Genomic DNA, 26,286 nt, shown 5'->3' with positions numbered 1-26,286 from the left:
AAACGCGCCCTGGCAGATTCTGAATGATTGAGCGTATAGCATAGAGTTATTAACCTGAACGACGACGATTGCGCGGTGGACCGCTGCGGCGCGGGCCGTTGCCTGGACGCGCACGGGTCAGTCGCAGCGGCTTAGGCAGGTCGGTCATCAGCGCGTCCGGGTTGTACTTGCTGACCGGAATTGAGTGACCAATATAGGTTTCGATAGCCGGCAGGTTCAGCGCATACTCTTCGCAGGCGAGGCTGATGGAGTGACCGCTGGCGCCAGCGCGACCGGTACGGCCAATGCGGTGAACGTAATCTTCGCAGTCGTCCGGCAGATCGTAGTTAAAGACGTGGGTCACGGCCGGAATGTGCAAGCCACGAGCGGCAACGTCAGTCGCGACCAGAATATCAAGGTCGCCGCGGGTAAATTCTTCGAGAATCCGCAGACGTTTTTTCTGCGCCACGTCGCCGGTCAGCAGACCTACGCGATGGCCGTCGGCGGCGAGATGGCCCCAGATATCTTCACAACGATGCTTGGTATTGGCGAAGACGATGGCGCGATCGGGCCACTCTTCTTCCAGCAGCGTCTGCAGCAGGCGCATTTTTTCTTCGTTGGACGGGTAGAAGAGCTCTTCTTTAATACGGTGGCCCGTTTTCTGTTCCGGCTCGACTTCAACGTACTCGGCGTTGTTCATTTGTTCGAACGCCAGTTCGCGTACGCGATAAGAAAGCGTCGCGGAGAACAGCATGTTCAGACGCTGAGTGGCCGGCGGCATGCGGCGGAACAGCCAGCGGATATCTTTAATAAAGCCGAGATCGTACATGCGATCGGCTTCGTCCAGCACGACGACCTGAATGGCGCCGAGGTTAATGTGGTTTTGCTTCGCGTAATCGATCAGACGACCGGTGGTACCGATCAGAATATCGACGCCGCTTTCCAGCACTTTCAGCTGCTTATCGTAGCCGTCGCCGCCGTAAGCCAGACCCAGCTTCAGACCGGTGGCCTGCGCCAGCGGTTCAGCGTCCGCGTGGATCTGTACCGCCAGTTCGCGCGTCGGCGCCATAATCAGCGCGCGCGGCTGGTTAACCTGGCGATCGGCGATAGCCGGGTGAGAGAGAAGATAATGAAACGTCGACGTCAGGAACGCCATCGTTTTACCGGTACCGGTTTGCGCCTGCCCGGCGACATCGCGGCCTTCCAGCGTCAGCGGAAGGGCGAGGGCCTGAATAGGTGTGCAATTATGAAACTCTTTCTTTTCAAGGGCTTCAATGACTGCCGGGTGCAGGGCGAAGTCGGAAAACTTCTGTTCTGTTAAATGTGTTTTGCTCATAGTGTGGTAGAATATCAGCTAACTATTGCATTAAGAAAGCGTATCCGGTGAAATAACGTCAACCTTTCGTTGGCGGTGTACGAAATTATTCAAGGTACGTCTACGGTAACTGAACGAATCCAGGATAGCTTAGACCACTAAGCGAGCCGGGAGCGATAAATCTGCAATATGCAGTGCGCGTTCAGGTGACCCTGGCGTCAAAGGGTGGGTCCATGAGGGATCGCGCCAGTTGGCAGACCAGAGAATTGAGGTATCCTGAAGAATAGCGTGCATAACGTAGCCGCAGCGCGTCGTTGATGGCTACGACACCAACACACCAGGCTTATTCCTGTGGAGTTAAATATGAGCGATAAAATTATTCACCTGACTGACGACAGTTTTGACACGGACGTACTCAAGGCTGACGGGCTGACCCTCGTCGATTTCTGGGCAGAGTGGTGTGGTCCGTGCAAAATGATCGCCCCGATTCTGGATGAGATCGCTGAAGAGTATCAGGGCAAACTGACCGTAGCTAAGCTGAACATCGACCAGAACCCGGGCACCGCGCCGAAGTACGGCATTCGCGGCATCCCAACCCTGCTGCTGTTCAAAAACGGCGAAGTGGCGGCCACCAAAGTCGGCGCACTGTCCAAGGGTCAGCTGAAAGAGTTCCTCGACGCCAACCTGGCGTAAGCGAATTGCTGTTCCGGCGTCCAGATTCCTATTTTTTGCGGAACTCTGGACGCCCGGCTGGAGTCGTGCTAAGTTAATCCACAGACTTCGTTTTAAACATACCTTGTTTGAATCTTGTTTTACCCGAAGCATCCCGCAAAAAACGCGCGTGAAGCTATTAATTCCGGGCTTTTCACTCATTCCGTCTAGTCGTTTCAGTTCTGCGTTCTTTCCTGTGACCAGGCGACGTACAGACACGAGATGAAGGCCGTTAACAGGCATGGAAGTTCCTGCCATACCATTCACAACATTAAGTTCGAGATTTACCCCGAGTTTAAGAACCCACACCACTATGAATCTTACCGAATTAAAGAATACGCCGGTTTCTGAGCTGATTACTCTCGGCGAAAATATGGGGCTGGAAAACCTGGCTCGTATGCGTAAGCAGGATATTATTTTTGCCATCCTCAAGCAGCATTCGAAGAGTGGCGAAGATATCTTTGGCGACGGCGTACTGGAGATACTGCAGGATGGATTTGGATTCCTCCGCTCCGCAGACAGCTCCTACCTCGCCGGCCCTGACGACATCTACGTATCCCCCAGCCAAATCCGCCGTTTCAACCTCCGCACTGGTGACACCATTTCCGGTAAGATTCGTCCTCCGAAAGAGGGTGAGCGTTACTTTGCGCTGCTGAAAGTTAACGAAGTTAACTACGACAAGCCGGAAAACGCCCGTAACAAGATCCTGTTCGAGAACTTAACGCCGCTGCACGCGAATTCTCGTCTGCGTATGGAGCGTGGTAACGGTTCTACCGAAGACTTAACCGCTCGCGTACTGGATCTGGCTTCCCCGATTGGCCGCGGCCAGCGTGGTCTGATCGTCGCGCCGCCGAAAGCCGGTAAAACCATGCTGCTGCAGAACATCGCGCAGAGCATCGCTTACAACCATCCGGACTGCGTGCTGATGGTGCTGCTGATCGACGAACGTCCGGAAGAAGTGACCGAGATGCAGCGTCTGGTGAAAGGTGAAGTGGTTGCTTCCACCTTCGACGAACCGGCATCCCGTCACGTTCAGGTTGCTGAGATGGTTATCGAGAAAGCGAAACGTCTGGTTGAACACAAGAAAGACGTTATCATCCTGCTTGACTCCATTACCCGTCTGGCGCGCGCCTACAACACCGTGGTCCCGGCTTCCGGTAAAGTGCTGACCGGTGGTGTGGACGCCAACGCCCTGCACCGTCCGAAGCGTTTCTTCGGTGCGGCGCGTAACGTCGAAGAGGGCGGCAGCCTGACCATCATCGCCACGGCGCTGATCGACACCGGTTCCAAAATGGATGAAGTTATCTACGAAGAGTTTAAAGGCACCGGTAACATGGAGCTGCACCTCTCTCGTAAGATTGCCGAAAAACGCGTCTTCCCGGCTATCGATTACAACCGTTCCGGTACGCGAAAAGAAGAGCTGCTCACCACTCAGGAAGAGCTGCAGAAAATGTGGATCCTGCGCAAAATTATCCATCCGATGGGTGAGATCGACGCGATGGAGTTCCTCATTAATAAACTGGCAATGACTAAGACGAATGATGACTTCTTCGATATGATGAAGCGCTCGTAAGGTAAAAAAAGCCAAAAACGCCACGCCTTTGCGTGGCGTTTTCATTTTGGGATTTGTATGATCCAGAGACAGAGAAAGCGGGACGAAAGTTGTCGTATAATGGCGCCGGACAGCAGGCGGAGACAGCTTTAACAGACTAAAATCTATACAATAAATTTGTAATGTTCTGCTTTTCCCCTTCTGGAGTTGGGGCATCATCGCTATACTTCCCGGATTAACTATGCTGAGAGCACATGCGTTGTGAATTTACTCACTGCTATTACTGAATTAATCAGTATTTTCTTATTCACGACCCTCTTTATTTTTGTCGCGCGGAAAGTGGCAAAAAAGATTGGGTTAGTGGATAAACCAAACTATCGCAAACGGCATCAGGGGTTGATTCCGTTGGTCGGTGGTATCTCAGTTTATGCAGGCATCTGTTTCACCTTCGCCATCGCCGATTACTATATTCCTCACGCCTCGCTGTATCTGGCCTGTGCGGGGGTATTGGTGCTGGTTGGCGCGCTGGACGATCGCTTCGACATCAGCGTGAAAATTCGCGCGGTCATTCAGGCCGCGATCGCCGTGATTATGATGATGGCAGGGAATCTGCATCTGAGTAGTCTGGGCTTTATTTTTGGCTCGTGGGAGCTGGTGCTGGGGCCTTTCGGCTTCTTCCTCACTCTGTTTGCCGTCTGGGCCGCCATCAACGCGTTTAATATGGTCGATGGGATTGACGGCCTGCTCGGCGGCCTGTCATCCGTCTCCTTTGCGGCGACCGGGATCATCCTCTGGTTTGACGGTCAGTACAGCCTGGCGATGTGGTGTTTTGCGATGATCGCCGCCATTCTGCCCTATATTCTTCTTAATCTTGGCGCCCTCGGCCGCCGCTATAAAGTTTTTATGGGTGACGCCGGCAGCACCATGATTGGCTTCACCATCATCTGGATCCTGCTGGAAACCACACAAGGTAAAACGCATCCCATCAGCCCGGTCACCGCGCTGTGGATTATCGCTATCCCGTTGATGGATATGGTGGCGATTATGTATCGCCGCCTGCGTAAAGGCATGAGTCCTTTCTCACCGGACCGGCAGCATATTCATCATTTGATCATGCGCGCCGGGTTTACTTCCCGCCAGGCGTTCGTCCTGATCACCCTGGCCGCTGCCCTGCTGGCGCTGGTTGGCGTCGCGGCGGAATATACCCGCATTGTGCCGGAATGGGTGATGTTAATTCTCTTTTTGGTGGCCTTCTTCCTTTATGGCTACTGTATTAAGCGCGCCTGGAAAGTGGCGCGTCTGGTTAAGCGCATCAGACGCAGAATTCGGCGACACAGCGGCAATAATCCGAAACTAACCAAGTAAAGCTGGGGATGTGATGACTCAACCATTACCGGGAGCACAATCAGTGAACGTTGAGAACGAGCTGGATATTCGCGGGCTGTTTCGCGCTTTATGGGCAGGAAAAGGCTGGATAGTCGGCGGTGCTGTACTCTTCGCCGCTATCGTGTTGGTGTACACCTTCTTTGCTCGCCAGGAGTGGAGCGCCACGGCGATCACCGATCGGCCTACTGTCAACATGTTGGGGGGGTACTATTCCCAGCAGCAGTTCTTACGCAATCTGGATATCAAAGCCGACCTGGCCTCGGTGGATCAGCCTTCCGCCATGGATGAAGCGTATAAAGAGTTCATCATGCAGTTGGCCTCCTGGGATACCCGGCGTGATTTCTGGCTGCAAACGGACTACTACAAGCAGCGACAGTCGGGTAATGCTCGCGCCGATGCGGCGATGCTGGATGATTTAATTAACAATATCCAGTTTATGCCAGGCGATGCGGCCAAGAGCGTCAACGACAGCGTCAAACTGACCGCCGAGACCGGGCAGGATGCTAATAATTTGCTGCGCCAGTATGTGGCTTTCGCCAGCCAGCGGGCGGCCGGCCATCTTAACGACGAGCTCAAAGGCGCCTGGGCGGCGCGGACGGTACAAATGAAGGCGCAGGTGAAGCGCCAGGAAGAGGTGGCCGAGGCTATTTTCAACCGCCGGACCCACAGCGTGGAGCAAGCGCTGAAGGTCGCTCAGCAGCATAATATCTCGCGCAGCGAAACGGATGTTCCTGCCGATCAGTTGCCGGATTCAGAGCTATTTTTATTGGGCAGGCCGATGCTGCAGGCCAGACTGGAAAACCTGCAGGCCGTCGGACCGGAATATGACCTCGATTACGACCAGAATCGCGCCATGCTGAGCACGTTGAACGTCGGTCCAACGTTGGATCCGCGTTTTCAGACTTACCGGTATTTGCGAACGCCGGAAGAACCTGTAAAACGCGATAGCCCGCGCCGTGTATTTCTGATGGTGATGTGGGGGATTGTGGGTGCGCTCATCGGCGCAGGCGTGGCGTTATCGCGTCGTCGTGTCCTGTGATTGCGGCCTGTGGTGAAGGGCAAATGACCTTCATCGCCTAATCGAAGAGAATCGATGTGAAAGTACTAACTGTATTTGGCACGAGGCCGGAAGCCATCAAGATGGCTCCTCTGGTCCATGCGCTGGCAAAGGATCCTCATTTTGAGGCGAAAGTATGCGTGACTGCGCAGCATCGGGAGATGCTCGATCAGGTGTTGAAACTATTCTCCATCACCCCGGACTACGATCTCAACATCATGAAGCCGGGGCAGGGGCTCACCGAGATCACCTGCCGTATTCTTGAGGGGCTGCAGCCGGTTCTGGAGTCGTTTAAACCCGACGTGGTGCTGGTGCATGGCGATACCACCACCACGATGGCGGCGAGCCTGGCGGCGTTTTACCAGCGCATACCGGTGGGCCATGTAGAGGCGGGTCTGCGGACCGGCGATTTAAGTTCGCCGTGGCCGGAAGAGGGCAACCGTACGCTGACCGGGCATCTGGCGACGTACCATTTCGCCCCTACGGAAACCTCGCGGCAGAATCTGCTGCGGGAAAACATTGCCGACAGTCGCATCACGGTGACCGGGAATACGGTCATCGATGCCCTATTCTGGGTGCGCGATCGCGTTCTGGGCGATGAAGCGCTACGGGAGACCCTGCTGCAGCGCTATCCTTTCATTAGCCACGGTAAAAAAATGATTCTGGTTACCGGCCATCGGCGGGAAAGCTTTGGGCTCGGCTTTGAGCAGATCTGCCAGGCGCTGGCGGAGATAGCCCATACCCACCCTGAGGTGCAGATTGTCTATCCGGTTCACCTGAATCCTAACGTCAGCGAACCGGTGAACCGTATTCTCGGCCATATCGACAACGTGATGTTGATTGAACCGCAGGACTACCTGCCGTTCGTCTGGTTGATGGATCGGGCCTGGCTCATCCTGACCGATTCCGGTGGTATTCAGGAAGAGGCGCCTTCCCTGGGGAAACCGGTGCTGGTCATGCGCGATATGACCGAACGTCCGGAAGCGGTGGCCGCCGGTACCGTCTGTCTGGTGGGCACCGACAGCCAGCGCATCGTGGCGGAAGTCACGCGACTGCTGGAGGATGATGCCGCATACCAGGCGATGAGCCGCGCGCATAATCCTTATGGCGATGGCGAAGCATGTCGTCGAATTTTGTCTGCACTTAAAAATAATCAGGTAACGCTATGAGTTTTTCTACCATTTCAGTGATTGGCCTTGGCTATATCGGGCTGCCAACCGCTGCCGCGTTCGCCTCCCGGCAGAAGCGGGTGGTCGGCGTTGATGTCAATCAACATGCCGTGGAGACCATTAACCGTGGAGAGATTCATATCGTGGAGCCGGATCTGGCGAGCGTGGTGAAGACCGCGGTCGAGCAGGGATATTTAAGCGCCACCACCACCCCGGTGGCAGCGGATGCCTACCTGATTGCCGTGCCGACGCCGTTTAAAGATCGCCACGAGCCGGATATGGTGTTTGTCGAGTCGGCGGCTAAATCCATTGCGCCGACGTTAAAGAAAGGCTCGCTGGTGATCCTCGAGTCCACCTCGCCGGTCGGGTCGACCGAACAGATGGCTGAGTGGCTGGCGGAGATGCGCCCGGACCTCAGCTTTCCCCAGCAGGTGGGTGAAGCGGCGGACGTGAATATCGCCTACTGCCCGGAGCGGGTATTGCCCGGCCAGGTGATGGTCGAGCTGATTAAAAACGACCGCGTTATCGGCGGCATGTCGCCGGTCTGCTCCGCTCGCGCCAGCGAGCTGTATAAAATCTTCCTCGAAGGCGAATGTGTGGTGACCAACTCGCGTACCGCCGAGATGTGCAAGCTGACGGAAAACAGCTTCCGCGACGTCAACATCGCTTTTGCCAACGAGCTGTCGCTGATTTGCGCCGATCAGGCCATTAACGTCTGGGAACTGATCCGCCTGGCGAACCGCCATCCGCGAGTGAATATCCTGCAGCCGGGACCGGGCGTCGGCGGCCACTGTATCGCCGTCGACCCGTGGTTTATCGTGGCGCAAAACCCGCAGCAGGCGCGTCTGATCCGCACGGCCCGTGAGGTCAACGACCACAAGCCGGAATGGGTTATCGAACAGGTGAAGGCGCAGGTAGCTGACTGCCTGAATGCCACCAACAAACGGGCCAGCGAGCTGACCATTGCCTGTTTTGGCCTCGCCTTTAAGCCGAATATTGACGACCTGCGCGAAAGCCCGGCAATGGAAATTGCCGCGCAGATTGCCCGCTGGCACAGCGGCACGACGCAGGTAGTTGAGCCCAACATTCACGCGCTGCCGAAGAAACTCGACGGTCTTTGTACGCTGGCGACCCTCGATGCGGCGCTGGCCAGCGCCGACGTGCTGGTGATGCTGGTCGATCACAATGAATTTAAAGCCGTTAGCGGCGACAGCGTCACCCAGGCGTATATCATCGACACCAAAGGAGTGTGGCGGTGAGAACCATTCTGGTCACCGGCGGCGCGGGCTTCATTGGTTCGGCGGTAGTGCGGGAGATTATCCAGCACACCGCCGATCGCGTGGTGGTGATGGATAAACTGACCTACGCCGGCAATTTAATGTCGCTGGCGCCGGTGGCGCAGGATGCGCGTTTCGCCTTTGAACAGGTGGATATCTGCGACCGCGGCGAGCTGGACCGTATTTTCGTGCAGTATCAACCGGATACAGTGATGCACCTGGCGGCGGAAAGCCATGTCGATCGGTCGATTGACGGCCCGGCGGCATTTATTGAAACCAATATCGTGGGCACCTATACGCTGCTGGAGGCGGCCCGTAGCTGGTGGAATACGCTGGCTACGGCGCAAAAATCGGCGTTTCGCTTCCATCACATCTCCACCGATGAAGTGTATGGCGATCTGCACGGCAGCGATGATTTCTTTACCGAGACCACGCCCTATGCGCCAAGCAGCCCCTATTCGGCCTCGAAAGCCAGCAGCGACCACCTGGTGCGTGCCTGGCTGCGGACCTATGGCCTGCCGACGCTTATCACCAACTGCTCGAATAACTACGGCCCATATCACTTCCCCGAGAAGCTGATCCCGCTGACCATCCTCAACGCGCTGGCAGGCAAGCCGCTGCCAGTGTATGGCAATGGACAGCAGGTCCGCGACTGGCTGTACGTGGAAGATCACGCCAGAGCGCTGTATCTGGTGGCGACCCGCGGCGAACCGGGCGAGACTTACAATATCGGCGGTCATAACGAGCGTAAAAACATCGAGGTGGTGGAAACCATTTGCGAATTGCTCGAAGCGCTGGCGCCGCATAAGCCGCAGGGCGTGGCGCACTATCGCGACCTGATCGCCTTTGTTGCCGATCGCCCGGGCCACGATCTGCGCTATGCCATTGATGCCTCGAAGATCGCCCGTGAGCTGGGCTGGACGCCGGCTGAGACCTTCACTTCCGGTATGCGTAAGACCGTGGCGTGGTATCTGGCGAACGAGACATGGTGGCGCCAGGTTCAGGACGGAAGCTATCAGGGCGAGCGTCTTGGACTGCAAGGCTAATCATCTCTGGGGGGAATGATGAAAGGTATTATTCTGGCGGGGGGTTCCGGAACGCGACTGCATCCCATCACCCGCGGCGTGTCGAAGCAGCTGTTGCCGATCTACGATAAGCCGATGATCTACTACCCGCTGTCGGTATTAATGCTGGCCGGGATCCGTGAGATCCTGATCATCACCACGCCGGACGATCTGCGCGATTTTCAGCGCCTGCTCGGCGATGGCTCAGAGTTTGGCATTGCGCTGCACTATGCCGTACAGCCGACGCCGGATGGTTTAGCCCAGGCGTTTATCATCGGCGAAGCCTTTCTTAACGGCGAACCGGCGTGCCTGGTGTTAGGCGACAACATCTTCTTCGGCCAGAGCTTCAGCCCCAAGCTGCGCAGCGTGGCTGCCCGCACGGAAGGGGCGACGATTTTTGGCTATCAGGTGATGGATCCTGAGCGCTTTGGCGTGGTGGAGTTTGATGACAACTTTCGCGCGCTGTCGCTGGAAGAGAAGCCGAAGCAGCCGAAGTCGAACTGGGCGGTCACCGGTCTCTATTTCTACGATGGCAAGGTGGCGGAGTACGCCAAACGGGTCAAGCCATCCGAGCGCGGCGAACTGGAAATCACCTCCATCAACCAGATGTACCTTGAAGATGGCGCACTGACCGTCGAACTGCTTGGACGCGGCTTTGCGTGGCTGGATACCGGCACCCACGATAGCCTGATCGAGGCCAGCATGTTCGTGCAGACCGTCGAGAAGCGTCAGGGCTTCAAAATCGCCTGTCTGGAAGAGATCGGCTGGCGCAACGGCTGGCTGGACGACGACGGCGTCAAACACGCGGCGAAGCGGTTGGAAAAAACCGGCTACGGCCAATATCTGCTGGATCTGCTCCGTGCCCGTCCGCGCCAGTATTGATCCCCTGGAGTGGGAGAACCGCTTCTTTGCCGTTAACAGCGCCGTCGTTCACTTTGACGAGCATGCGCCGCGGCTGACGCCTGAGGCGCTGGCGGGGTGGTCGCGAGTGCAGGCGAAGGTAGCCGCCAGCGACACCGTCCGGCTCGACGCGCTGCAGCAGCTGGGTTTTCAGCTGGTGGAAGGCGAGGTCGATCTGGCGCTACCGGTGGGCAACCCTGCGGATGCAGGCGCCGACGTCGCCGTGGAGGCGGATATTGCGCCACTGCGCGAGCAGGCGGCGCAGGCCTTTGCGATGAGCCGCTTTCGCGCGCCCTGGTATGCTGCCGACGCCAGCGGCCGCTTCTATGCCCAGTGGATTGAAAATGCGGTGCGCGGCACCTTCGATCATCAGTGCCTGATTTACCGCCATCCAGAGGGCGATATTCGCGCCTTTGTCTCCCTGCGCCAGCTCAATGCCACCGAGGCGCGTATCGGCCTGCTGGCCGGACGCGGCGCCGGGGCGCAGCTGATGCAGGCGGCGCGGTACTGGGCCGCTTCGCGCGGACTTTCTACACTGCGGGTGGCGACCCAGATGGGCAACACCGCCGCGCTTAAACGTTATATTCTCAGCGGTGCTAATGTGGAAAGCACCGCCTACTGGCTATACAGGTGACCCCATGATCCCATTTAATGCGCCGCCGGTGGTTGGAACCGAGCTTGATTACATGCAGTCTGCGATGAACAGCGGCAAGCTGTGCGGCGACGGCGGCTTTACGCGCCGCTGCCAGCAGTGGATGGAGCAGCGTTTTGGCACGGCAAAAGCCCTGCTAACCCCTTCCTGCACGGCTTCGCTGGAGATGGCCGCGCTGCTGCTGGATATCCAGTCGGGCGACGAAGTGATTATGCCCAGCTATACCTTTGTCTCCACCGCCAATGCCTTTGTGCTGCGCGGGGCGAAAATCGTCTTTGTCGATATCCGTCGCGATACGATGAATATCGATGAAACGTTAATCGAAGCCGCTATCACCGATAAAACCCGGGCGATCGTCCCGGTGCACTATGCTGGCGTAGCCTGCGAGATGGATACCATCATGGCCATCGCCGACAAGTACAACCTGTTCGTGGTGGAAGACGCCGCGCAGGGGGTGATGTCCACCTACAAGGGGCGCGCGCTGGGCACCATCGGCCATATCGGCTGCTTCAGCTTCCATGAAACTAAAAACTACACCGCCGGCGGTGAGGGCGGGGCGACGCTGATCAACGATCGCACGCTGGTGGAACGTGCGGAGATCATTCGCGAAAAAGGCACCAACCGCAGCCAGTTCTTTCGTGGCCTGGTGGATAAATATACCTGGCGGGACATTGGCTCCAGCTATCTGATGTCCGACCTGCAGGCCGCCTATCTGTGGGCGCAGCTGGAAGCGGCGGAGCGCATCAACCAGCAGCGTCTGGCGCTGTGGCAGAATTACTATGACGCGCTGTTGCCGCTGGCCCGCGCGGGACGTATCGAACTGCCGACGGTCCCGGCTGACTGCGGGCAAAACGCGCACATGTTCTACATTAAGCTGCGCGATATCGAGGATCGCAGCAGGCTTATCGCCTGGCTGAAAGAGGCGGAGATCCTCGCGGTATTCCATTACATTCCCCTGCACAGCTGTCCGGCAGGCGAACACTTCGGCGAATTCCACGGTGAAGACCGCTATACCACCCAGGAGAGCGAGCGCCTGGTGCGCCTGCCGCTGTTTTACAATCTGTCTGTGGTGAACCAGCGGACGGTGATTAACTCGCTGCTGAGCTACTTCTCCTGATATGTCGTTAGCAAAAGCCTCATTGTGGACGGCGGCCTCGACGCTGGTCAAAATCGGCGCCGGGCTGTTGGTCGTCAAGCTGCTGGCCGTCTCGTTTGGGCCCGCGGGCGTTGGCCAGGCCGGTAACTTCCGGCAACTGGTCACCGTGCTCGGCGTGCTGGCCGGGGCCGGGATATTTAACGGCGTCACGAAGCTGGTGGCTCAGCATCACGACGATCCCCCGCGCCTGAAGCAGGTGGTGGGCACCTCGTCGGCGATGGTGCTTGGCTTTTCCACGCTGCTGGCGCTGGTGTTTTTACTGGCGGCGGCGCCGATAAGCCAGGGGCTGTTCAGTCATACTCATTATCAAAATCTGGTACGGCTGGTGGCGCTGGTGCAGATGGGGATCGCCTGGGCGAACTTCTTGCTGGCGCTGATGAAAGGCTTTCGCGATGCGGCGGGAAACGCCTTCTCGCTGATTGCCGGCAGCCTGATTGGCGTGGCGGCCTATTATGCCTGTTACTACTTCGGTGGTTACCAGGGGGCGCTGCTGGGGCTGGCGTTAGTGCCGGCGCTGGTGGTGATCCCGGCGGGCATCATGCTCTGGCGGCGGGGTAATATTCCGCTGAGCGCCCTGCGTCCGCGCTGGGATAACGGTCTGGCGGGACAGCTATCGAAATTTACCCTGATGGCGCTGATAACCTCAGTGACCCTGCCGGTGGCTTATGTGATGATGCGTAATCTGCTGGCGGCGCATTATGGCTGGGAGGCGGTCGGTATCTGGCAGGGGGTGAGCAGTATCTCCGATGCCTATCTGCAGTTTATTACCGCCTCGTTCAGCGTCTATCTCCTGCCGACGCTGTCGCGGCTGAGCGCCAAAACGGATATCACCCGCGAGATAGTCAAGTCGCTGAAATTCGTCCTGCCGGCAGTGGCGGCGGCGAGCCTGACGGTCTGGCTGCTGCGCGATTTTGCCATCTGGCTGCTGTTTTCCGATCGCTTTACCGCGATGCGTGACCTGTTCGCCTGGCAGCTGGTGGGCGACGTTTTAAAAGTAGGCGCCTACGTCTATGGCTATCTGGTGATCGCTAAAGCGTCGCTGCGTTTTTATATTCTGACGGAAATCAGCCAGTTCACGCTGCTGACCGCATTCTCACACTGGCTTATACCGGCGCACGGCGCGGTTGGCGCGGCGCAGGCGTATATGGCCACTTATATTGTTTATTTCGCCCTTTGTAGTGGCGTGTTTTTACTCTGGCGTAAACGGGCATGACAGCACTGATACATGTACTGGGATCGGATATCCCGCATCATAACCAGACCGTACTGCGGTTCTTTAACGACGAACTGGCCGCCGATCCGCAGGCCAGGAGATTTATGGTCGTCGGTGATGAGGCCAGCGTGCGTGATGGGTATCCGGCGCTGGACATCACCTGCTATCCGGGGAAGAAGTCGCTGGCGCAGGCGGTGATTGCGCAAGCCAAAGCCAACCGTCAGCAGCGCTTTTTCTTCCACGGCCAGTTCAATACCGGCCTGTGGCTGGCGCTGTTGAGCGGCGGTATCCGCCCATCGCAGTTTAACTGGCATATCTGGGGGGCGGATCTGTATGAAAACGCGACCAGCCTGAAGTTCCGCCTGTTCTATCCGCTGCGCCGCCTGGCGCAGGGGCGGGTGGGGCGCGTTTTCGCCACCCGCGGCGATCTTAGCTGGTTCGCTAACCGCCATCCGCGCGTTCCGGGCGAACTACTCTACTTCCCGACCCGTATGGATCCGGCGCTGAATACCCTGGCCGAAAACGCGCCGCGCGGCGACACGCTGACCATTCTGGTGGGCAACTCCGGGGATCGCAGCAATGAACATATTGCCGCGCTGAAGGCTATCCATCAGCAGTTTGGCGATATGGTAAACGTCATCGTGCCGATGGGCTATCCGGCGAATAACGAGGCCTATATCAATGAGGTTCGTGAGGCGGGGGCGGCGCTGTTTAGTCGCGAGCATCTGCAGATCCTCAGCGAGAAGCTTGAGTTTCATGATTATCTGGCGCTGCTGCGCCGCTGCGATCTGGGCTATTTCCTGTTTGCGCGTCAGCAGGGGATCGGCACCTTGTGCCTGTTGATTCAGGCGGGCATTCCCTGCGTGCTCAACCGCGAAAACCCGTTCTGGCAGGATATGACCGAGCAGCATGTGCCGGTGCTGTTCACCAGCGATGCGCTGGACGTCAGCGTGGTTCGCGAAGCGCAGCGCCAGCTGGCGAGCGTGGATAAGTCGGGTATCGCTTTCTTCCGGCCGAACTATCTGACGGGCTGGCAGCGAGCGCTACGGTTAGCGGCGGAGGGGCAGGCATGACGTTAATGCAATTTAGCGGGCTGCTGGTGGTCTGGCTGCTGTCGACGCTGTTTATCGCCACCGCCACCTGGTTTGAGTTCCGTCGGGTACGCTTCAACTTCAACGTCTTTTTCTCGTTGCTGTTTCTGCTGACCTTTTTCTTCGGTTTCCCGCTGACCAGTATTCTGGTGTTCCGCTTTGACGTCAGCGTGGCGCCGCCGGAGATTTTGCTGCAGACGCTGCTGATTGCGGTGTGCTTCTACGCGATTTACTACGTGACCTATAAAACGCGGCTGCGTCCGGCATCGCGTGAGGTTACGCGTCGGCCGCTGTTTACCATGAACCGGGTGGAAACCCATCTGGCGTGGGGCATACTGATGGGGCTGGCGCTGCTGTGCGTCGGCATCTTCTTCGCCCACAACGGTTTCCTGCTGTTTAAGCTCAACTCTTACAGCCAGATTTTCTCTGCTGAAGTCTCCGGCGTGGCGTTGAAACGCTTCTTCTACTTCTTTATTCCGGCGATGCTGGTGGTCTATTTCCTGCGCCAGGATTATAAGGCGTGGATTTTCTTCCTCGTCAGCACCGTGGCCTTTGGTCTGCTGACCTACGCTATCGTCGGCGGGACTCGCGCCAATATCATCATCGCCTTTGCCATCTTCCTGTTTATCGGCATTATTCGCGGCTGGATCAGCTTGTGGATGCTGGCTGCGGCGGGCGTGCTGGGCATCGTCGGCATGTTCTGGCTGGCGCTGAAGCGCTACGGGATGAACGTCAGCGGCGACGAAGCGTTTTATACCTTCCTCTATCTCACACGCGATACCTTCTCGCCGTGGGAGAACCTGGCGCTGCTGCTGCAAAACTATGACAAGATCGATTTCCAGGGGCTGGCGCCGATGATCCGCGACTTCTACGTCTTTATCCCCAGCTGGATGTGGCACGGTCGTCCGACGATGGTGCTCAATACCGCCAACTACTTCACCTGGGAAGTGTTAAACAACCATTCGGGGCTGGCGATTTCGCCGACGCTGATTGGCTCGCTGGTGGTGATGGGCGGCGTCTGGTTTGTGCCGCTGGGCGCTGTGGCGGTCGGGTTGATTATTAAATGGTTCGACTGGCTGTATGAGCTCGGCAACCGGGAGAGCAATCGCTATAAAGCGGCAATCCTGCATAGTTTCTGTTTCGGCGCTATCTTCAACATGATAGTGCTGGCGCGCGAGGGGCTGGATTCGTTCGGCTCCCGCGTGGTGTTTTTCCTCGTGATCTTTGGTATCTGCTTGCTGGCGGCGAAACTGCTGTACTGGTTCCTGGATAGCGTGGGACTGATTCATAAGCGCGTAAAACCGCTTTCGCAACCGCAAGTCTGAGAAGGATGGACATGACTGGGACCATTTCCGCGCCGTTGTACCTGTTAAGAGGGCTGCAGCTCATAGGCTGGCGCGATATGCAGCACGCTCTGGATTATTTGTATGCCGACGGCGTTCTCCGGGAGGGGACGCTGGTGGCGATTAATGCCGAGAAAATGCTGGCCGTAGAGGATAACCCCGAGGTGCGGGCGCTGATTGAGGCGGCGGAGTTTAAATATGCGGATGGCATCAGCGTGGTACGTTCGCTGCGTAAAAAATATCCGCAGGCCCAGGTGTCTCGCGTGGCGGGAGCCGATCTCTGGGAAGCGTTAATGCAGCGCGCCGGCGCTGAAGGCACTCCGGTGTTTTTAGTCGGCGGTAAACCTGAAGTCCTGGCGCAGACGGCGTCCAGCCTGCGCCAGCGCTGGCAGGTGAATATCGTCGGCAGCCAGGACGGCTATTTTGCGCCTGAGCAACGGCAGGCATTGTTCGAACGCATTCGCGACAGCGGGGCGAAAATCGTCACCGTCGCCATGGGGTCCCCGCGTCAGGAGATCTTTATGCGCGACTGTCGGCGCCTGTACCCGCACGCGCTGTATATGGGCGTCGGCGGCACTTACGATGTTTTCACCGGGCACGTTCATCGGGCGCCGAAGTTCTGGCAGGATCTGGGGCTGGAGTGGTTTTACCGCCTGGTTTCCCAGCCGAGCCGGATTAAAAGGCAGGCCCGGCTGCTACGATATTTACGTTGGCATTACACCAATAAACTCTAATATTCCTCTGCATTCTGGCGAGTTTGTGTCCATTTTCTGTTTAATGTCTTTACTCGCCTGATACTTTATTTGCCATTTCCATAAAATTCATTAACCATTCGCAGGCTTCATACGCGCGGGGGGAGACCTGCGCGTCGGCAAGGCTATGAGTTCAGTTAATAACAATAACCGGGAGTACCCGGAATACGGCAAACACAAGAGGATATATGACTGAGAAAAAAGCGGAGCTCCAGCGTGGACTGGAGGCCCGGCATATTGAACTGATCGCCCTTGGGGGGACGATTGGCGTGGGGTTGTTTATGGGGGCGGCCAGTACCCTGAAGTGGGCTGGGCCTTCCGTGCTGCTGGCGTACATTATCGCTGGCCTGTTCGTCTTTTTCATTATGCGCTCAATGGGCGAAATGCTGTTCCTTGAGCCCGTCACCGGCTCCTTCGCAGTGTATGCGCATCGCTATATGAGCCCCTTCTTCGGCTACCTGACCGCCTGGTCGTACTGGTTTATGTGGATGGCGGTGGGCATCTCTGAGATTACCGCCATCGGCGTCTATGTGCAGTTCTGGTTCCCGGAGATGGCGCAGTGGATCCCGGCGTTAATTGCCGTGGGGCTGGTGGCGCTGGCTAACCTCGCGGCGGTCCGGCTGTACGGTGAAATCGAGTTCTGGTTCGCCATGATTAAAGTGACCACCATTATCGTGATGATCGTCGTGGGCCTGGGCGTCATTTTCTTCGGCTTTGGCAACGGCGGCCACTCCATCGGTTTTGGCAACCTGACCGAACATGGCGGCTTCTTTGCCGGCGGCTGGAAGGGCTTCCTGACGGCGCTGTGTATCGTGGTCGCGTCCTATCAGGGCGTGGAGCTCATCGGCATTACCGCTGGTGAAGCGAAAAATCCGCAGGTCACACTGCGCAGCGCGGTGGGCAAAGTGCTGTGGCGGATCCTGATTTTCTACGTCGGCGCGATTTTCGTTATCGTCACCATCTTCCCATGGGATCAAATCGGCTCCAACGGCAGCCCGTTCGTACTGACGTTTGCCAAAATCGGTATTACCGCCGCGGCGGGGATTATCAACTTTGTGGTGCTGACGGCGGCGCTTTCCGGCTGCAACAGCGGGATGTACAGCTGCGGACGTATGCTGTACGCCCTGGCGAAGAACCGTCAGCTGCCGGCGGCGATCGGTAAGGTATCGCGCAACGGCGTTCCGGCCGTCGGCGTGGCGCTGTCTATTCTGATCCTGCTGGTAGGCTCCTGCCTGAATTACATCATTCCTAATCCGCAACGGGTGTTTGTCTATGTCTATAGCGCCAGCGTCCTGCCGGGGATGGTGCCCTGGTTTGTGATCCTGATTAGTCAGCTGCGTTTCCGTCGCGTACATCGGGCAGCGATAGCCAGCCATCCGTTCCGTTCGCTGCTGTTTCCGTGGGCCAACTATTTCACCATGGCTTTCCTGATCTGCGTGCTGATCGGGATGGGGCTGAATGATGAAACCCGGATGTCGCTCTTTGTCGGCATTATTTTCCTTGCTGCCGTTACCCTGATTTATAAGGTGTTTGGCCTTGGAAGGCAGGGGCAAGTCAATAATACGGCTGAATAAGCGCCAAAACGAACAAAGCATGAGCAAACGATAATTTTCTTTTAAAAGGCACTAGACAGCGGGGGAGGAAGTCCGTATTATCCGACCCCGCAACGGCGCTAAGCGCCCGTAGCTCAGCTGGATAGAGCGCTGCCCTCCGGAGGCAGAGGTCTCAGGTTCGAATCCTGTCGGGCGCACCATTAACCCGGTGCTGGAGCTGCGGTGGTTTTAATACCGCGTAAAAGGTTTGCAGTGGTGGCTATAGCTCAGTTGGTAGAGCCCTGGATTGTGATTCCAGTTGTCGTGGGTTCGAATCCCATTAGCCACCCCATTATTTGATAGAGTTGTGAATTTGCGAAGGTGGCGGAATTGGTAGACGCGCTAGCTTCAGGTGTTAGTGTTCTTACGGACGTGGGGGTTCAAGTCCCCCCCCTCGCACCACGACTTTAACGAATTGAACTAAAAATTCAAAAAGCAGTATTTCGGCGAGTAGCGCAGCTTGGTAGCGCAACTGGTTTGGGACCAGTGGGTCGGAGGTTCGAATCCTCTCTCGCCGACCAATTTTGAACCCCGCTTCGGCGGGGTTTTTTGTTTTCTGTGACTTCCTGCCATGACTTATTCCCCTGATCTTGCTGATAAAAAATCTTCTCTTTGCTTAAGAATACGCGTCAGGAAAACTCTCAATTCATCACTGTGGTAGATGCAATTTCCCTGGATCCTGTGCGATAATAATCGGGTAGATGCTCATTCCATCTCTTATGTTCGCCTTTGTGCCTCATAAACTCCGGAATGATGCAGAGCCGTTCTTACGGTGCTTATCGTCCACTGACAGATGTCGCATTTATGCCTCATCAAACACCATGGACATTACGTTGAGTGAAGCACCCAATTTGTTGTCAAACAGACCTGTTTTAACGCCTGCCCTGATTTCAGCGCAGGCGTTTTTTTCTTTCAGGGGGAGCGTCAACGGGAATGCGGGGGAGAAGGGCTATCGCCCCGCAGGAGGCGATAGCCAGGTGAGGTTATTGCTGAGGGTTATTCTGCAACGTCAGCAGCAGACCATCGCGGCGCATGGTGGCCGCTTCCTCCGGTTGATGGAGGCGATCCAGAGCATCCGCCAGCCAGGCGTAATCAAAGGCATCCGGACGCTGCTTAAGCGCGGCGCGGAAGGCGATGCTGGCCTCCTGCCATTCGCCGTGCCGCATCAGCGACTGGCCCAGGGTGCTCCACAGCAGCGGACGATCGCCAACGGCTTTGATCTGCTGGCGCAGTACTTTCTCCAGCTGTTCCGGGTTATTGGTCTTCAGGCGCGGGATCGGCATCACCAGACGGTCGTCATACTGTTTCTTCAGACCATCAATAATAATTTGCTGCGCGGTATCGTGATCGTCGCTCTCGATGAGGCGCTCGGCCATCGCCACCTGCAGCGGCACCAGCGCCCGCGTTTTACGGCTCTGGTTGCGCCACCATTCGCGCAGCCCCTCGCTGCCGCCGTCGGCCAGCGCTTTGTCCATCAGGCCAACCCATGCCAGCTGTTCCAGCGCGGCGCGGTGCTCTTCATCGCCGACGTTAGCTTTCGCCATCGACGGAATGATATCCAGCAGCGACTGCCAGGCGCCGGTACGGGTATAAGCCTGTTCGGCGAGGCGCAGCACTTCCGGATGACGCGGGGTGATTTCCAGTAGCTTATCGATGCCATGGCGCGCGGCGTGATTTTCATTGCGCGCCAGCTGCAGGCGAACGCGGGTGATTTCCACCGGGATCAGGTCATCGCCCGCCAGGTCGGTGGCGCGCTCCAGATGCTGGTTAGCCCGCGCTTCATCGCCGCGCTGCTGGGCCGCTTCCGCCGCCAGCAGATAGTTCACCACCGGCTGTTCGGCGTGATCGGCGTTTTTCGCCATCAGCTTCTCAACCTGCTGGTAATCACCTTCCGCCAGCTTAAGCAGCGCCTGCTCGGTTTGCTTACGCGCGCGACGGCGTTTACGGCCGACAAACCAGCCGCGCGTATGCGCCCCGGTGCGGAAAATACGGCGCAGCAGCCATTCAATGGCGAACAGCACCACCATGGCGAGGATCAGGATGATCACCAGCCCGGTCACGCTGGTCTCAATATTGTAATTATCAGTCTGGATCAGGACGTAGCCCTGATGCCCGGCGATCATCGGGCCAAGCACGATCCCGGCGATCAACAGTGCGAAGAGTAAAAGAATTTTCAGCATGCGTTACTCTCCTTGCGGCGCAGCGGGGGCGGCCGGTGCTGCAGGTGCAGGCGAGGGCGCGCCGCCTGCGGAAACGGCAGGCTGCGCCATCAGATTACGCACCCGGGTCTGCATCAGTTTTTCCAGCAACGCCTGGCTCTGCAGCGTTTCCGGCACCGTCATGGTAATGCTTTGCTGACTGAGCTTATCCACCTCTTCAAGGAAGGCTTTAGTGGTGGCGTCATCGGTATCGTAATAGGCGCGTACCCAGGTCGAGACGTTATCCAGCGACTGTTTCCAGGTCTCTTCCTGATGGCGCGGCACTGCCTGCGCGGCGACCAGCAGGCGAGAGCGAATATTTTCCCGCAGATAGATATCCTGATTCGGCGCCAGCAGCGGGACCGCCGTTTCATCGCGGCGGCGCACGGTGATAAAACTGTCCATAAAATTCTGCCAGCTTTTCTGCAGATTGACGCGCCATTCGCTGATGGAGCTGGAGAGCTCATCGCTATCAGAATCCATCGGCGAATCGTCATCGTTATTATCCGCCAGCCGCAGGTTATCGATTTGGTTCGCCAGCTGATTAACCTTGAGGATCATGCCGTCGTAGTCGACCTGGTTCACCGCGGAGAGGGTGGCGATATCGTCGGTGATCGCCCGGCGGGCGCCGATCAGGCTTGGGTCATTCATGTCGGCGAGGCTGGCGTCGGCGCTTTTCAGCAGCGCGGCGGCGGTGGTGACATCCTGATCGCTCCACAGCTTACGTCCCGCCAGCTTGACGAGGAAGTCGGCCTGGGCCAGCAGCCAGGTTTTGGCGTCGCTACCGGAAATGACCGCCACTTTTTGCTGGACTTCGTCCAGCTGTTTGGCCAGCGTCTCCTGCTGATGTTTGGCTTCGTTTAGCTGCTCGGCCTGCTGTTTGATAATGCCTTCCAGTTCGCTTTTTTGGCTTTCCTGCGCTTTTTGCAGCGCCGCGACCTGGCTTGATAATTCAGAGGTGGTTTCGTTTTGACGCGAGGCCTGCTGTTTGTTCAGGCCATACAGGCCGATACCGGCGGCTATCGCAATGGCGATAGCGATCGCGCTGAGCGCCAGGCTGGTTTTGTTGCCAGCCTTCTTCTTATCAGTGTTCTCTGGCTGTGGTGTGGTCTCCACGGCCTCCCTGGTCTCTTCAACCACGGCGGATTGATTTTGTTGTTCCGTCATTATGGCTTCCAATGTTGAGAGTTATTGTAATGCGCGTAGCAGCGCATCGTTGTCGGCGCTATCGGCAACCTGAATCTCCTGCCAGCCCAGCTCCCGGGCCTGAAGGGCCAGACGTTCGCTGACAACGACAACGCGGCAGTGCAGGAGCCACCGTTCGCGATACCATTGCGGTATTAACGACCATAGCTGCTGCAGCATCTCGCCGCTGGTGACCACCAGCGTGGTGACCCCGCGAGATTGCCAGCGCATCGCTTCTTCTGCGCCATCGTAATGCTTTGCACTACGTTGATAACATTCACAAAATGTGACCCTGGCGCCGCGCTCGGTCAGCGTCGCGCCTAAGAGTTCCCGCCCACCATTGCCGCGTAAGATCAGCGCATTCTTCCCGGCAATGTTTTGTAATTCAGGTAATTGTAGCAAGACTTCGCTAATTTCCCGATCTAACGGGTAATGGATGTGCTGCCCGCTGACAGTATGCAGGGCCAGCGCCGTCGTGCGGCCAATGGCAAAATAACGCGGGGAAGTGGGCCAGGGCATACCCTGTTGCTGCAGACGGGCATGGGCGAACTCCACCGCATGCTGGGACAGCGCGAACAGCAGATCGTCAGGCCCCAGGCGGGCAAGCGCGTCGCCCAGCGCGGGAAGCTCCCGACCGGGCGTAAATTCTATCAGCGGAAAGCTCCAGGCCACGCGTCCCATGGCCCGCAGACGGCTGACCAGCGCTTCTCCTTGCGGTAGTGGACGAGTGACCAGGATGCTCATCGTGGGGCTTCTCCATCATAAACTGCCGCGAGAATATCGCGGGCGCCGTTATCCAGGAGCTCTTCCGCCAGCGAGATGCCAAGCGCTTCGGCCTGCTCTGCTGGCCCGCGCCGTTCGCCGCGTACCATCTGCGAACCATCCGGGGCGCCAACCAGCGCCCGCAGCCACAGTTCACCGTCTTTCAGTTCCGCATAGCTACCAATCGGCACCTGACAGCCGCCTTCGAGACGCGTGTTCATCGCCCGCTCGGCGCGCACGCGCACTGCCGTTTCCGTATGGTTGAGAGGCGCTAACAGCCCCTGGGTCCATGCATCGTCGAGACGGCATTCGATGCCCACCGCGCCCTGGCCGACCGCCGGCAGAGATTGCTCAGGCGACAGCGGCTGGCGAATTCGCGCCTCGAGCTGCAGGCGCTTCAGGCCGGCGGCGGCGAGGATGATGGCGTCATACTCGCCGTTATCCAGCTTACTCAGTCGGGTACCGACATTACCGCGCAGAGAGCGGATCACCAGATCCGGACGGGTGGCGGCCAGCTGGCACTGACGGCGTAAACTTGACGTGCCAACGACGCTGCCGGCCGGGAGTTCATCAATCGAGGCATAGCGATTGGAGACAAACGCGTCGCGCGGATCGTCGCGCTCGCAGATTGTCACCAGCCCCAGCCCCTCCGGGAATTCCACCGGCACATCTTTCATCGAATGAACGGCGATATCGGCGCGCCCTTCGAGCATGGCAAGCTCTAACTCTTTCACAAATAAGCCCTTGCCACCCACCTTTGCCAGGGGAGTATCAAGGATGACATCCCCGCGAGTGACCATCGGCACCAGCTCGACCTTCAGTCCGGGATGCGCTTGTTCCAGGCGCGCTTTAACATATTGCGCCTGCCATAGCGCAAGCGGGCTTTGCCGTGTGGCAATTTTCAAAACTTTGTCTAACATGCTTGTTACCGTCATTGTCGACCACTAACCATCCTAACATTGTTGTCTTACGGATGTTAGTTTTCACGGTTTATGTGGGAGATAGCTCCGGCCCACTCTTTTTTAACCTTTCATGCGCGTGGCGGTTGCCGGAGGCGTAGTGAGGAATTTACAGGTAATAAACGGTGCTACACTTGTATGTAGCGCATCTTTCTTTACGGTCAATGAGCAAGGTGTTAAATTGATCACGTTTTAAACCATTTGTCTGTCCGCTGCTCTTCACAACCACACCGACGACGAATGGTGACGGTTTTTGTTGAAATACTGAAATCCTCCGTACTATTGTACCTCGGGTTTTTGAACATCAGGCGATATGTCTTGTACCTCTATATTGAGACACTGAAACAGAGACTGGATGCCATCAACCAATTGCGCGTGGATCGCGCGCTTGCTGCCATGGGACCCGCTTTCCAGCAGGTTTACAGTCTACTGCCAACGTTATTACATTATCATCACCCGCTGATGCCGGGTTACCTTGACGGTAACGTTCCCCGTGGCATTTGCCTCTACACGCCTGATGAAACCCAACGCCACTATCTTGAAGAACTGGAACTGCATCGCGGTATGCAGACTCAGGAGCCGCCGAAAGGCGAGCTGCCGATCACCGGCGTCTACTCGATGGGCAGTACTTCCTCCGTCGGCCAGAGCTGCTCTTCCGATCTTGATATCTGGGTATGTCACCAGGCCTGGCTGGATAGCGAAGAGCGTCAGCTGCTGCAGCGAAAATGCAGCCTGCTTGAGAGCTGGGCTGCCTCGCTCGGCGTGGAAGTCAGCTTCTTCCTGATCGACGAAAACCGTTTCCGTCATAACGAAAGCGGTAGCCTCGGCGGCGAAGACTGCGGTTCGACCCAGCATATCCTGTTGCTTGATGAGTTCTACCGCACCGCGGTGCGCCTCGCCGGCAAGCGTATTCTGTGGAATATGGTGCCGTGCGATGAAGAAGAGCATTACGATGATTACGTGATGGGGCTGTATGCCCAGGGCGTGCTGACGCCTAACGAATGGCTCGATCTCGGCGGCCTCAGTTCGCTGTCGGCGGAAGAGTACTTCGGCGCCAGCCTGTGGCAGCTGTATAAAAGTATCGACTCCCCCTATAAAGCGGTGCTGAAAACGCTGCTGCTGGAAGCCTACTCCTGGGAATACCCCAATAACCGCCTGTTAGCGAAAGATATCAAACAGCGTTTGCACGATGGCGAGATCGTCTCCTTCGGCCTCGACCCGTACTGCATGATGCTGGAGCGCGTCACCACCTACCTGCAGGCCATCGAAGATGAAACCCGTCTCGACCTGGTGCGCCGCTGCTTCTATCTGAAAGTGTGTGAAAAACTCAGCCGCGAACGCGCCTGCGTTGGCTGGCGTCGCGAAGTCGTCAGCCAGCTGGTCAACGCGTGGGGCTGGGATGAAAAGCGTCTGATGATGCTCGACAACCGCGCGAACTGGAAAATTGATGAAGTGCGCAAGGCGCACAACGAACTGCTCGATGCGATGATGCAGAGCTATCGTAATCTGATCCGCTTCGCGCGGCGCAATAACCTCAGCGTCTCCGCCAGTCCGCAGGATATTGGCGTGCTGACGCGTAAGCTGTATGCGGCTTTTGAAGCGCTGCCGGGCAAAGTGACGCTGGTGAACCCGCAAATTTCGCCGGACCTGTCGGAACCGAATCTGACCTTTATCCACGTGCCGCCGGGTCGCGCCAACCGTACCGGTTGGTATCTGTACAACCGCGCGCCGGATATGGAATCGATCATCAGCCATCAGCCGCTGGAATATAACCGTTATCTTAATAAGCTGGTGGCCTGGGCCTGGTTTAACGGCCTGCTGACCTCACGCACCCGCCTGTTTATTAAGGGCAACGGCATCGTCGATCTGGCGAAGCTGCAGGAGATGGTGGCCGACGTGTCGCACCACTTCCCGCTGCGCCTGCCGGCGCCGACGCCAAAAGCGCTATACAGCCCATGCGAAATTCGCCACCTGGCGATTATCGTCAACCTCGAATATGACCCGACGGCGGCCTTCCGCAATCAGGTGGTGCACTTTGATTTCCGTAAGCTTGATGTTTTCAGCTTCGGCGAAGAGCAAAAATGCCTGATCGGCAGCGTCGACCTGCTGTATCGCAACTCGTGGAACGAAGTGCGTACCCTGCATTTCAACGGCGAGCAGGCGATGATCGAAGCGCTGAAAACGATCCTCGGTAAAATGCATCAGGACGCCGCGCCGCCGGACAGCGTGGAGGTGTTCTGCTATAGCCAACATCTGCGCGGCCTGATCCGTACCCGCGTACAGCAGATGATCTCCGAGTGCATCGAACTGCGTCTCTCCAGTACCCGCCAGGATACCGGGCGCTTTAAAGCGCTGCGCGTCTCCGGCCAGACCTGGGGGCTGTTCTTCGAGCGTCTCAATGTTTCGGTGCAGAAGCTGGAAAACGCCATTGAATTCTACGGCGCTATCTCGCACAACAAGCTCCACGGCCTGTCGGTGCAGGTGGAAACCAATCACGTTAAGCTGCCGGCGGTTGTGGACGGCTTCGCCAGCGAAGGGATTATTCAGTTCTTCTTTGAAGACGCGGATAACAACGACAGCGGCTTTAACATCTATATTCTCGATGAGAGCAACCGCGCTGAGGTGTATCACCACTGCGAGGGCAGCAAAGAGGAGCTGGTGCGCGACGTCAGCCGCTTCTATTCGTCATCGCACGATCGTTTTACCTACGGCTCCAGCTTTATCAACTTCAACCTGCCGCAGTTCTATCAGATTGTCGAGGTGGATGGGCGCACCCAGGTGATCCCTTTCCGCACTCAGGCGATTGCCGCCGCGATACCTACCAGCCAGGACGTTACCGCCTCGCCGGTGCTGCAGCAGCGCTACTCGTAGATTTGGCCCGGATAAGTCGTGAGCCGCTATCCGGAGATATTCCCTGCTTGCGCTGCGCTTAGCAGGGCTACGGTTCTAAGACGTCGGGTAGCCCGGATAAGG

At 57.3% G+C, this 26,286-nt stretch carries 21 protein-coding genes and 4 tRNA genes; 20 read left to right on the top strand and 5 right to left on the bottom strand.

Features of this window, described 5'->3' with window-relative positions:
* Positions 1–49 precede the first annotated feature (49 nt).
* Positions 50–1,315 carry an ATP-dependent RNA helicase RhlB gene (gene rhlB / locus ABLV54_RS03750; protein ID WP_348813638.1) on the bottom strand — a complete coding sequence of 422 codons (1,266 nt, stop codon included), beginning with the start codon at positions 1,313–1,315 and terminating at the stop codon, positions 50–52.
* 342 nt (positions 1,316–1,657) lie between these two features.
* Here rhlB and trxA point away from each other — a divergent pair, with 342 nt between their 5' ends.
* From trxA to ABLV54_RS03655, 19 genes are all read left to right on the top strand, one after another.
* The gene (gene trxA, locus ABLV54_RS03745; RefSeq protein WP_002883224.1) at positions 1,658–1,987 is read left to right on the top strand and encodes a thioredoxin TrxA; all 330 of its coding nucleotides are present in this window, start codon (positions 1,658–1,660) and stop codon (positions 1,985–1,987) included.
* A 331-nt stretch (positions 1,988–2,318) separates the two neighbouring features.
* Positions 2,319–3,578 carry a transcription termination factor Rho gene (rho, locus tag ABLV54_RS03740; protein WP_002883293.1) on the top strand — a complete coding sequence of 420 codons (1,260 nt, stop codon included), beginning with the start codon at positions 2,319–2,321 and terminating at the stop codon, positions 3,576–3,578.
* Between the two features lie 240 nt (positions 3,579–3,818).
* Positions 3,819–4,922, top strand: coding sequence for a UDP-N-acetylglucosamine--undecaprenyl-phosphate N-acetylglucosaminephosphotransferase (wecA, locus tag ABLV54_RS03735; protein ID WP_004886849.1), 1,104 nt, complete (start codon positions 3,819–3,821; stop codon positions 4,920–4,922).
* Positions 4,923–4,935: 13 nt separating this feature from the next.
* The gene (gene wzzE / locus ABLV54_RS03730; protein WP_032429045.1) at positions 4,936–5,982 is read left to right on the top strand and encodes an ECA polysaccharide chain length modulation protein; all 1,047 of its coding nucleotides are present in this window, start codon (positions 4,936–4,938) and stop codon (positions 5,980–5,982) included.
* Positions 5,983–6,038: 56 nt separating this feature from the next.
* The gene (gene wecB, locus ABLV54_RS03725) at positions 6,039–7,169 is read left to right on the top strand and encodes a UDP-N-acetylglucosamine 2-epimerase (non-hydrolyzing) (RefSeq protein ID WP_072096713.1); all 1,131 of its coding nucleotides are present in this window, start codon (positions 6,039–6,041) and stop codon (positions 7,167–7,169) included.
* Positions 7,166–8,428 carry a UDP-N-acetyl-D-mannosamine dehydrogenase gene (gene wecC, locus ABLV54_RS03720; RefSeq protein ID WP_050534268.1) on the top strand — a complete coding sequence of 421 codons (1,263 nt, stop codon included), beginning with the start codon at positions 7,166–7,168 and terminating at the stop codon, positions 8,426–8,428. The genes wecB and wecC overlap by 4 nt, the downstream gene beginning before the upstream one ends.
* Positions 8,425–9,492: a dTDP-glucose 4,6-dehydratase gene (rffG, locus tag ABLV54_RS03715; protein ID WP_050534269.1), complete on the top strand. Its 1,068-nt coding sequence runs from the start codon at positions 8,425–8,427 to the stop codon at positions 9,490–9,492. The genes wecC and rffG overlap by 4 nt, the downstream gene beginning before the upstream one ends.
* Positions 9,493–9,510: 18 nt before the next feature.
* The gene (gene rfbA, locus ABLV54_RS03710; protein ID WP_023291555.1) at positions 9,511–10,392 is read left to right on the top strand and encodes a glucose-1-phosphate thymidylyltransferase RfbA; all 882 of its coding nucleotides are present in this window, start codon (positions 9,511–9,513) and stop codon (positions 10,390–10,392) included.
* Positions 10,370–11,044: a dTDP-4-amino-4,6-dideoxy-D-galactose acyltransferase gene (gene rffC, locus ABLV54_RS03705; RefSeq protein WP_023291556.1), complete on the top strand. Its 675-nt coding sequence runs from the start codon at positions 10,370–10,372 to the stop codon at positions 11,042–11,044. The genes rfbA and rffC overlap by 23 nt, the downstream gene beginning before the upstream one ends.
* A 4-nt stretch (positions 11,045–11,048) precedes the next feature.
* On the top strand, positions 11,049–12,179 hold the full coding sequence (gene rffA, locus ABLV54_RS03700) for a dTDP-4-amino-4,6-dideoxygalactose transaminase (protein WP_050534270.1): 1,131 nt from the start codon (positions 11,049–11,051) through the stop codon (positions 12,177–12,179).
* A gap of 1 nt (position 12,180) precedes the next feature.
* Positions 12,181–13,431, top strand: coding sequence for a lipid III flippase WzxE (gene wzxE, locus ABLV54_RS03695; protein ID WP_050534271.1), 1,251 nt, complete (start codon positions 12,181–12,183; stop codon positions 13,429–13,431).
* Entirely contained in the window at positions 13,428–14,504 is a 1,077-nt protein-coding gene (locus ABLV54_RS03690) for a TDP-N-acetylfucosamine:lipid II N-acetylfucosaminyltransferase (protein ID WP_050534272.1), read from the top strand. Before wzxE ends, ABLV54_RS03690 begins: the two co-directional genes overlap by 4 nt.
* Entirely contained in the window at positions 14,501–15,847 is a 1,347-nt protein-coding gene (wzyE, locus tag ABLV54_RS03685; RefSeq protein WP_032454510.1) for an ECA oligosaccharide polymerase, read from the top strand. Before ABLV54_RS03690 ends, wzyE begins: the two co-directional genes overlap by 4 nt.
* A gap of 11 nt (positions 15,848–15,858) precedes the next feature.
* Positions 15,859–16,599, top strand: a complete 741-nt coding sequence (wecG, locus tag ABLV54_RS03680; RefSeq protein ID WP_023291561.1) for a lipopolysaccharide N-acetylmannosaminouronosyltransferase — start codon at positions 15,859–15,861, stop codon at positions 16,597–16,599.
* 206 nt (positions 16,600–16,805) lie between these two features.
* Positions 16,806–18,191 (top strand): amino acid permease, encoded by a 1,386-nt coding sequence (locus ABLV54_RS03675; protein WP_032454511.1) that lies wholly within the window; start codon positions 16,806–16,808, stop codon positions 18,189–18,191.
* A 102-nt stretch (positions 18,192–18,293) separates the two neighbouring features.
* Positions 18,294–18,370 (top strand) — tRNA-Arg (locus ABLV54_RS03670).
* 55 nt (positions 18,371–18,425) lie between these two features.
* Positions 18,426–18,501, top strand: a tRNA-His gene (locus tag ABLV54_RS03665).
* Positions 18,502–18,524: 23 nt separating this feature from the next.
* Positions 18,525–18,611: transfer RNA gene (locus tag ABLV54_RS03660), tRNA-Leu, on the top strand.
* A 42-nt stretch (positions 18,612–18,653) separates the two neighbouring features.
* Positions 18,654–18,730: transfer RNA gene (locus ABLV54_RS03655), tRNA-Pro, on the top strand.
* A 462-nt stretch (positions 18,731–19,192) separates the two neighbouring features.
* On the opposite strand, the gene hemY is transcribed toward ABLV54_RS03655, so the two are convergent.
* The 4 genes from hemY to hemC are packed head-to-tail and all read right to left on the bottom strand — an operon-like array spanning position 19,193 to position 23,274.
* Complete coding sequence (hemY, locus tag ABLV54_RS03650; protein WP_023291562.1) at positions 19,193–20,389, bottom strand: protoheme IX biogenesis protein HemY; 1,197 nt, start codon at positions 20,387–20,389, stop codon at positions 19,193–19,195.
* Positions 20,390–20,392: 3 nt separating this feature from the next.
* Entirely contained in the window at positions 20,393–21,574 is a 1,182-nt protein-coding gene (hemX, locus tag ABLV54_RS03645; protein ID WP_023291563.1) for a uroporphyrinogen-III C-methyltransferase, read from the bottom strand.
* 21 nt (positions 21,575–21,595) lie between these two features.
* Positions 21,596–22,336 (bottom strand): uroporphyrinogen-III synthase, encoded by a 741-nt coding sequence (gene hemD / locus ABLV54_RS03640; protein ID WP_023291564.1) that lies wholly within the window; start codon positions 22,334–22,336, stop codon positions 21,596–21,598.
* Complete coding sequence (hemC, locus tag ABLV54_RS03635; RefSeq protein ID WP_032454513.1) at positions 22,333–23,274, bottom strand: hydroxymethylbilane synthase; 942 nt, start codon at positions 23,272–23,274, stop codon at positions 22,333–22,335. The genes hemD and hemC overlap by 4 nt, the downstream gene beginning before the upstream one ends.
* Before the next feature lie 357 nt (positions 23,275–23,631).
* Here hemC and cyaA point away from each other — a divergent pair, with 357 nt between their 5' ends.
* The gene (cyaA, locus tag ABLV54_RS03630) at positions 23,632–26,184 is read left to right on the top strand and encodes a class I adenylate cyclase (RefSeq protein ID WP_002883383.1); all 2,553 of its coding nucleotides are present in this window, start codon (positions 23,632–23,634) and stop codon (positions 26,182–26,184) included.
* Positions 26,185–26,286 lie beyond the last annotated feature (102 nt).

This window comes from Klebsiella sp. JB_Kp042 (assembly GCF_040065275.1).
Classification (GTDB): Bacteria; Pseudomonadota; Gammaproteobacteria; order Enterobacterales; family Enterobacteriaceae; genus Klebsiella; species Klebsiella quasipneumoniae.
Note: the sequence above shows the minus strand (reverse complement) of the source record. Positions and strands in the feature narration are given on the sequence as shown.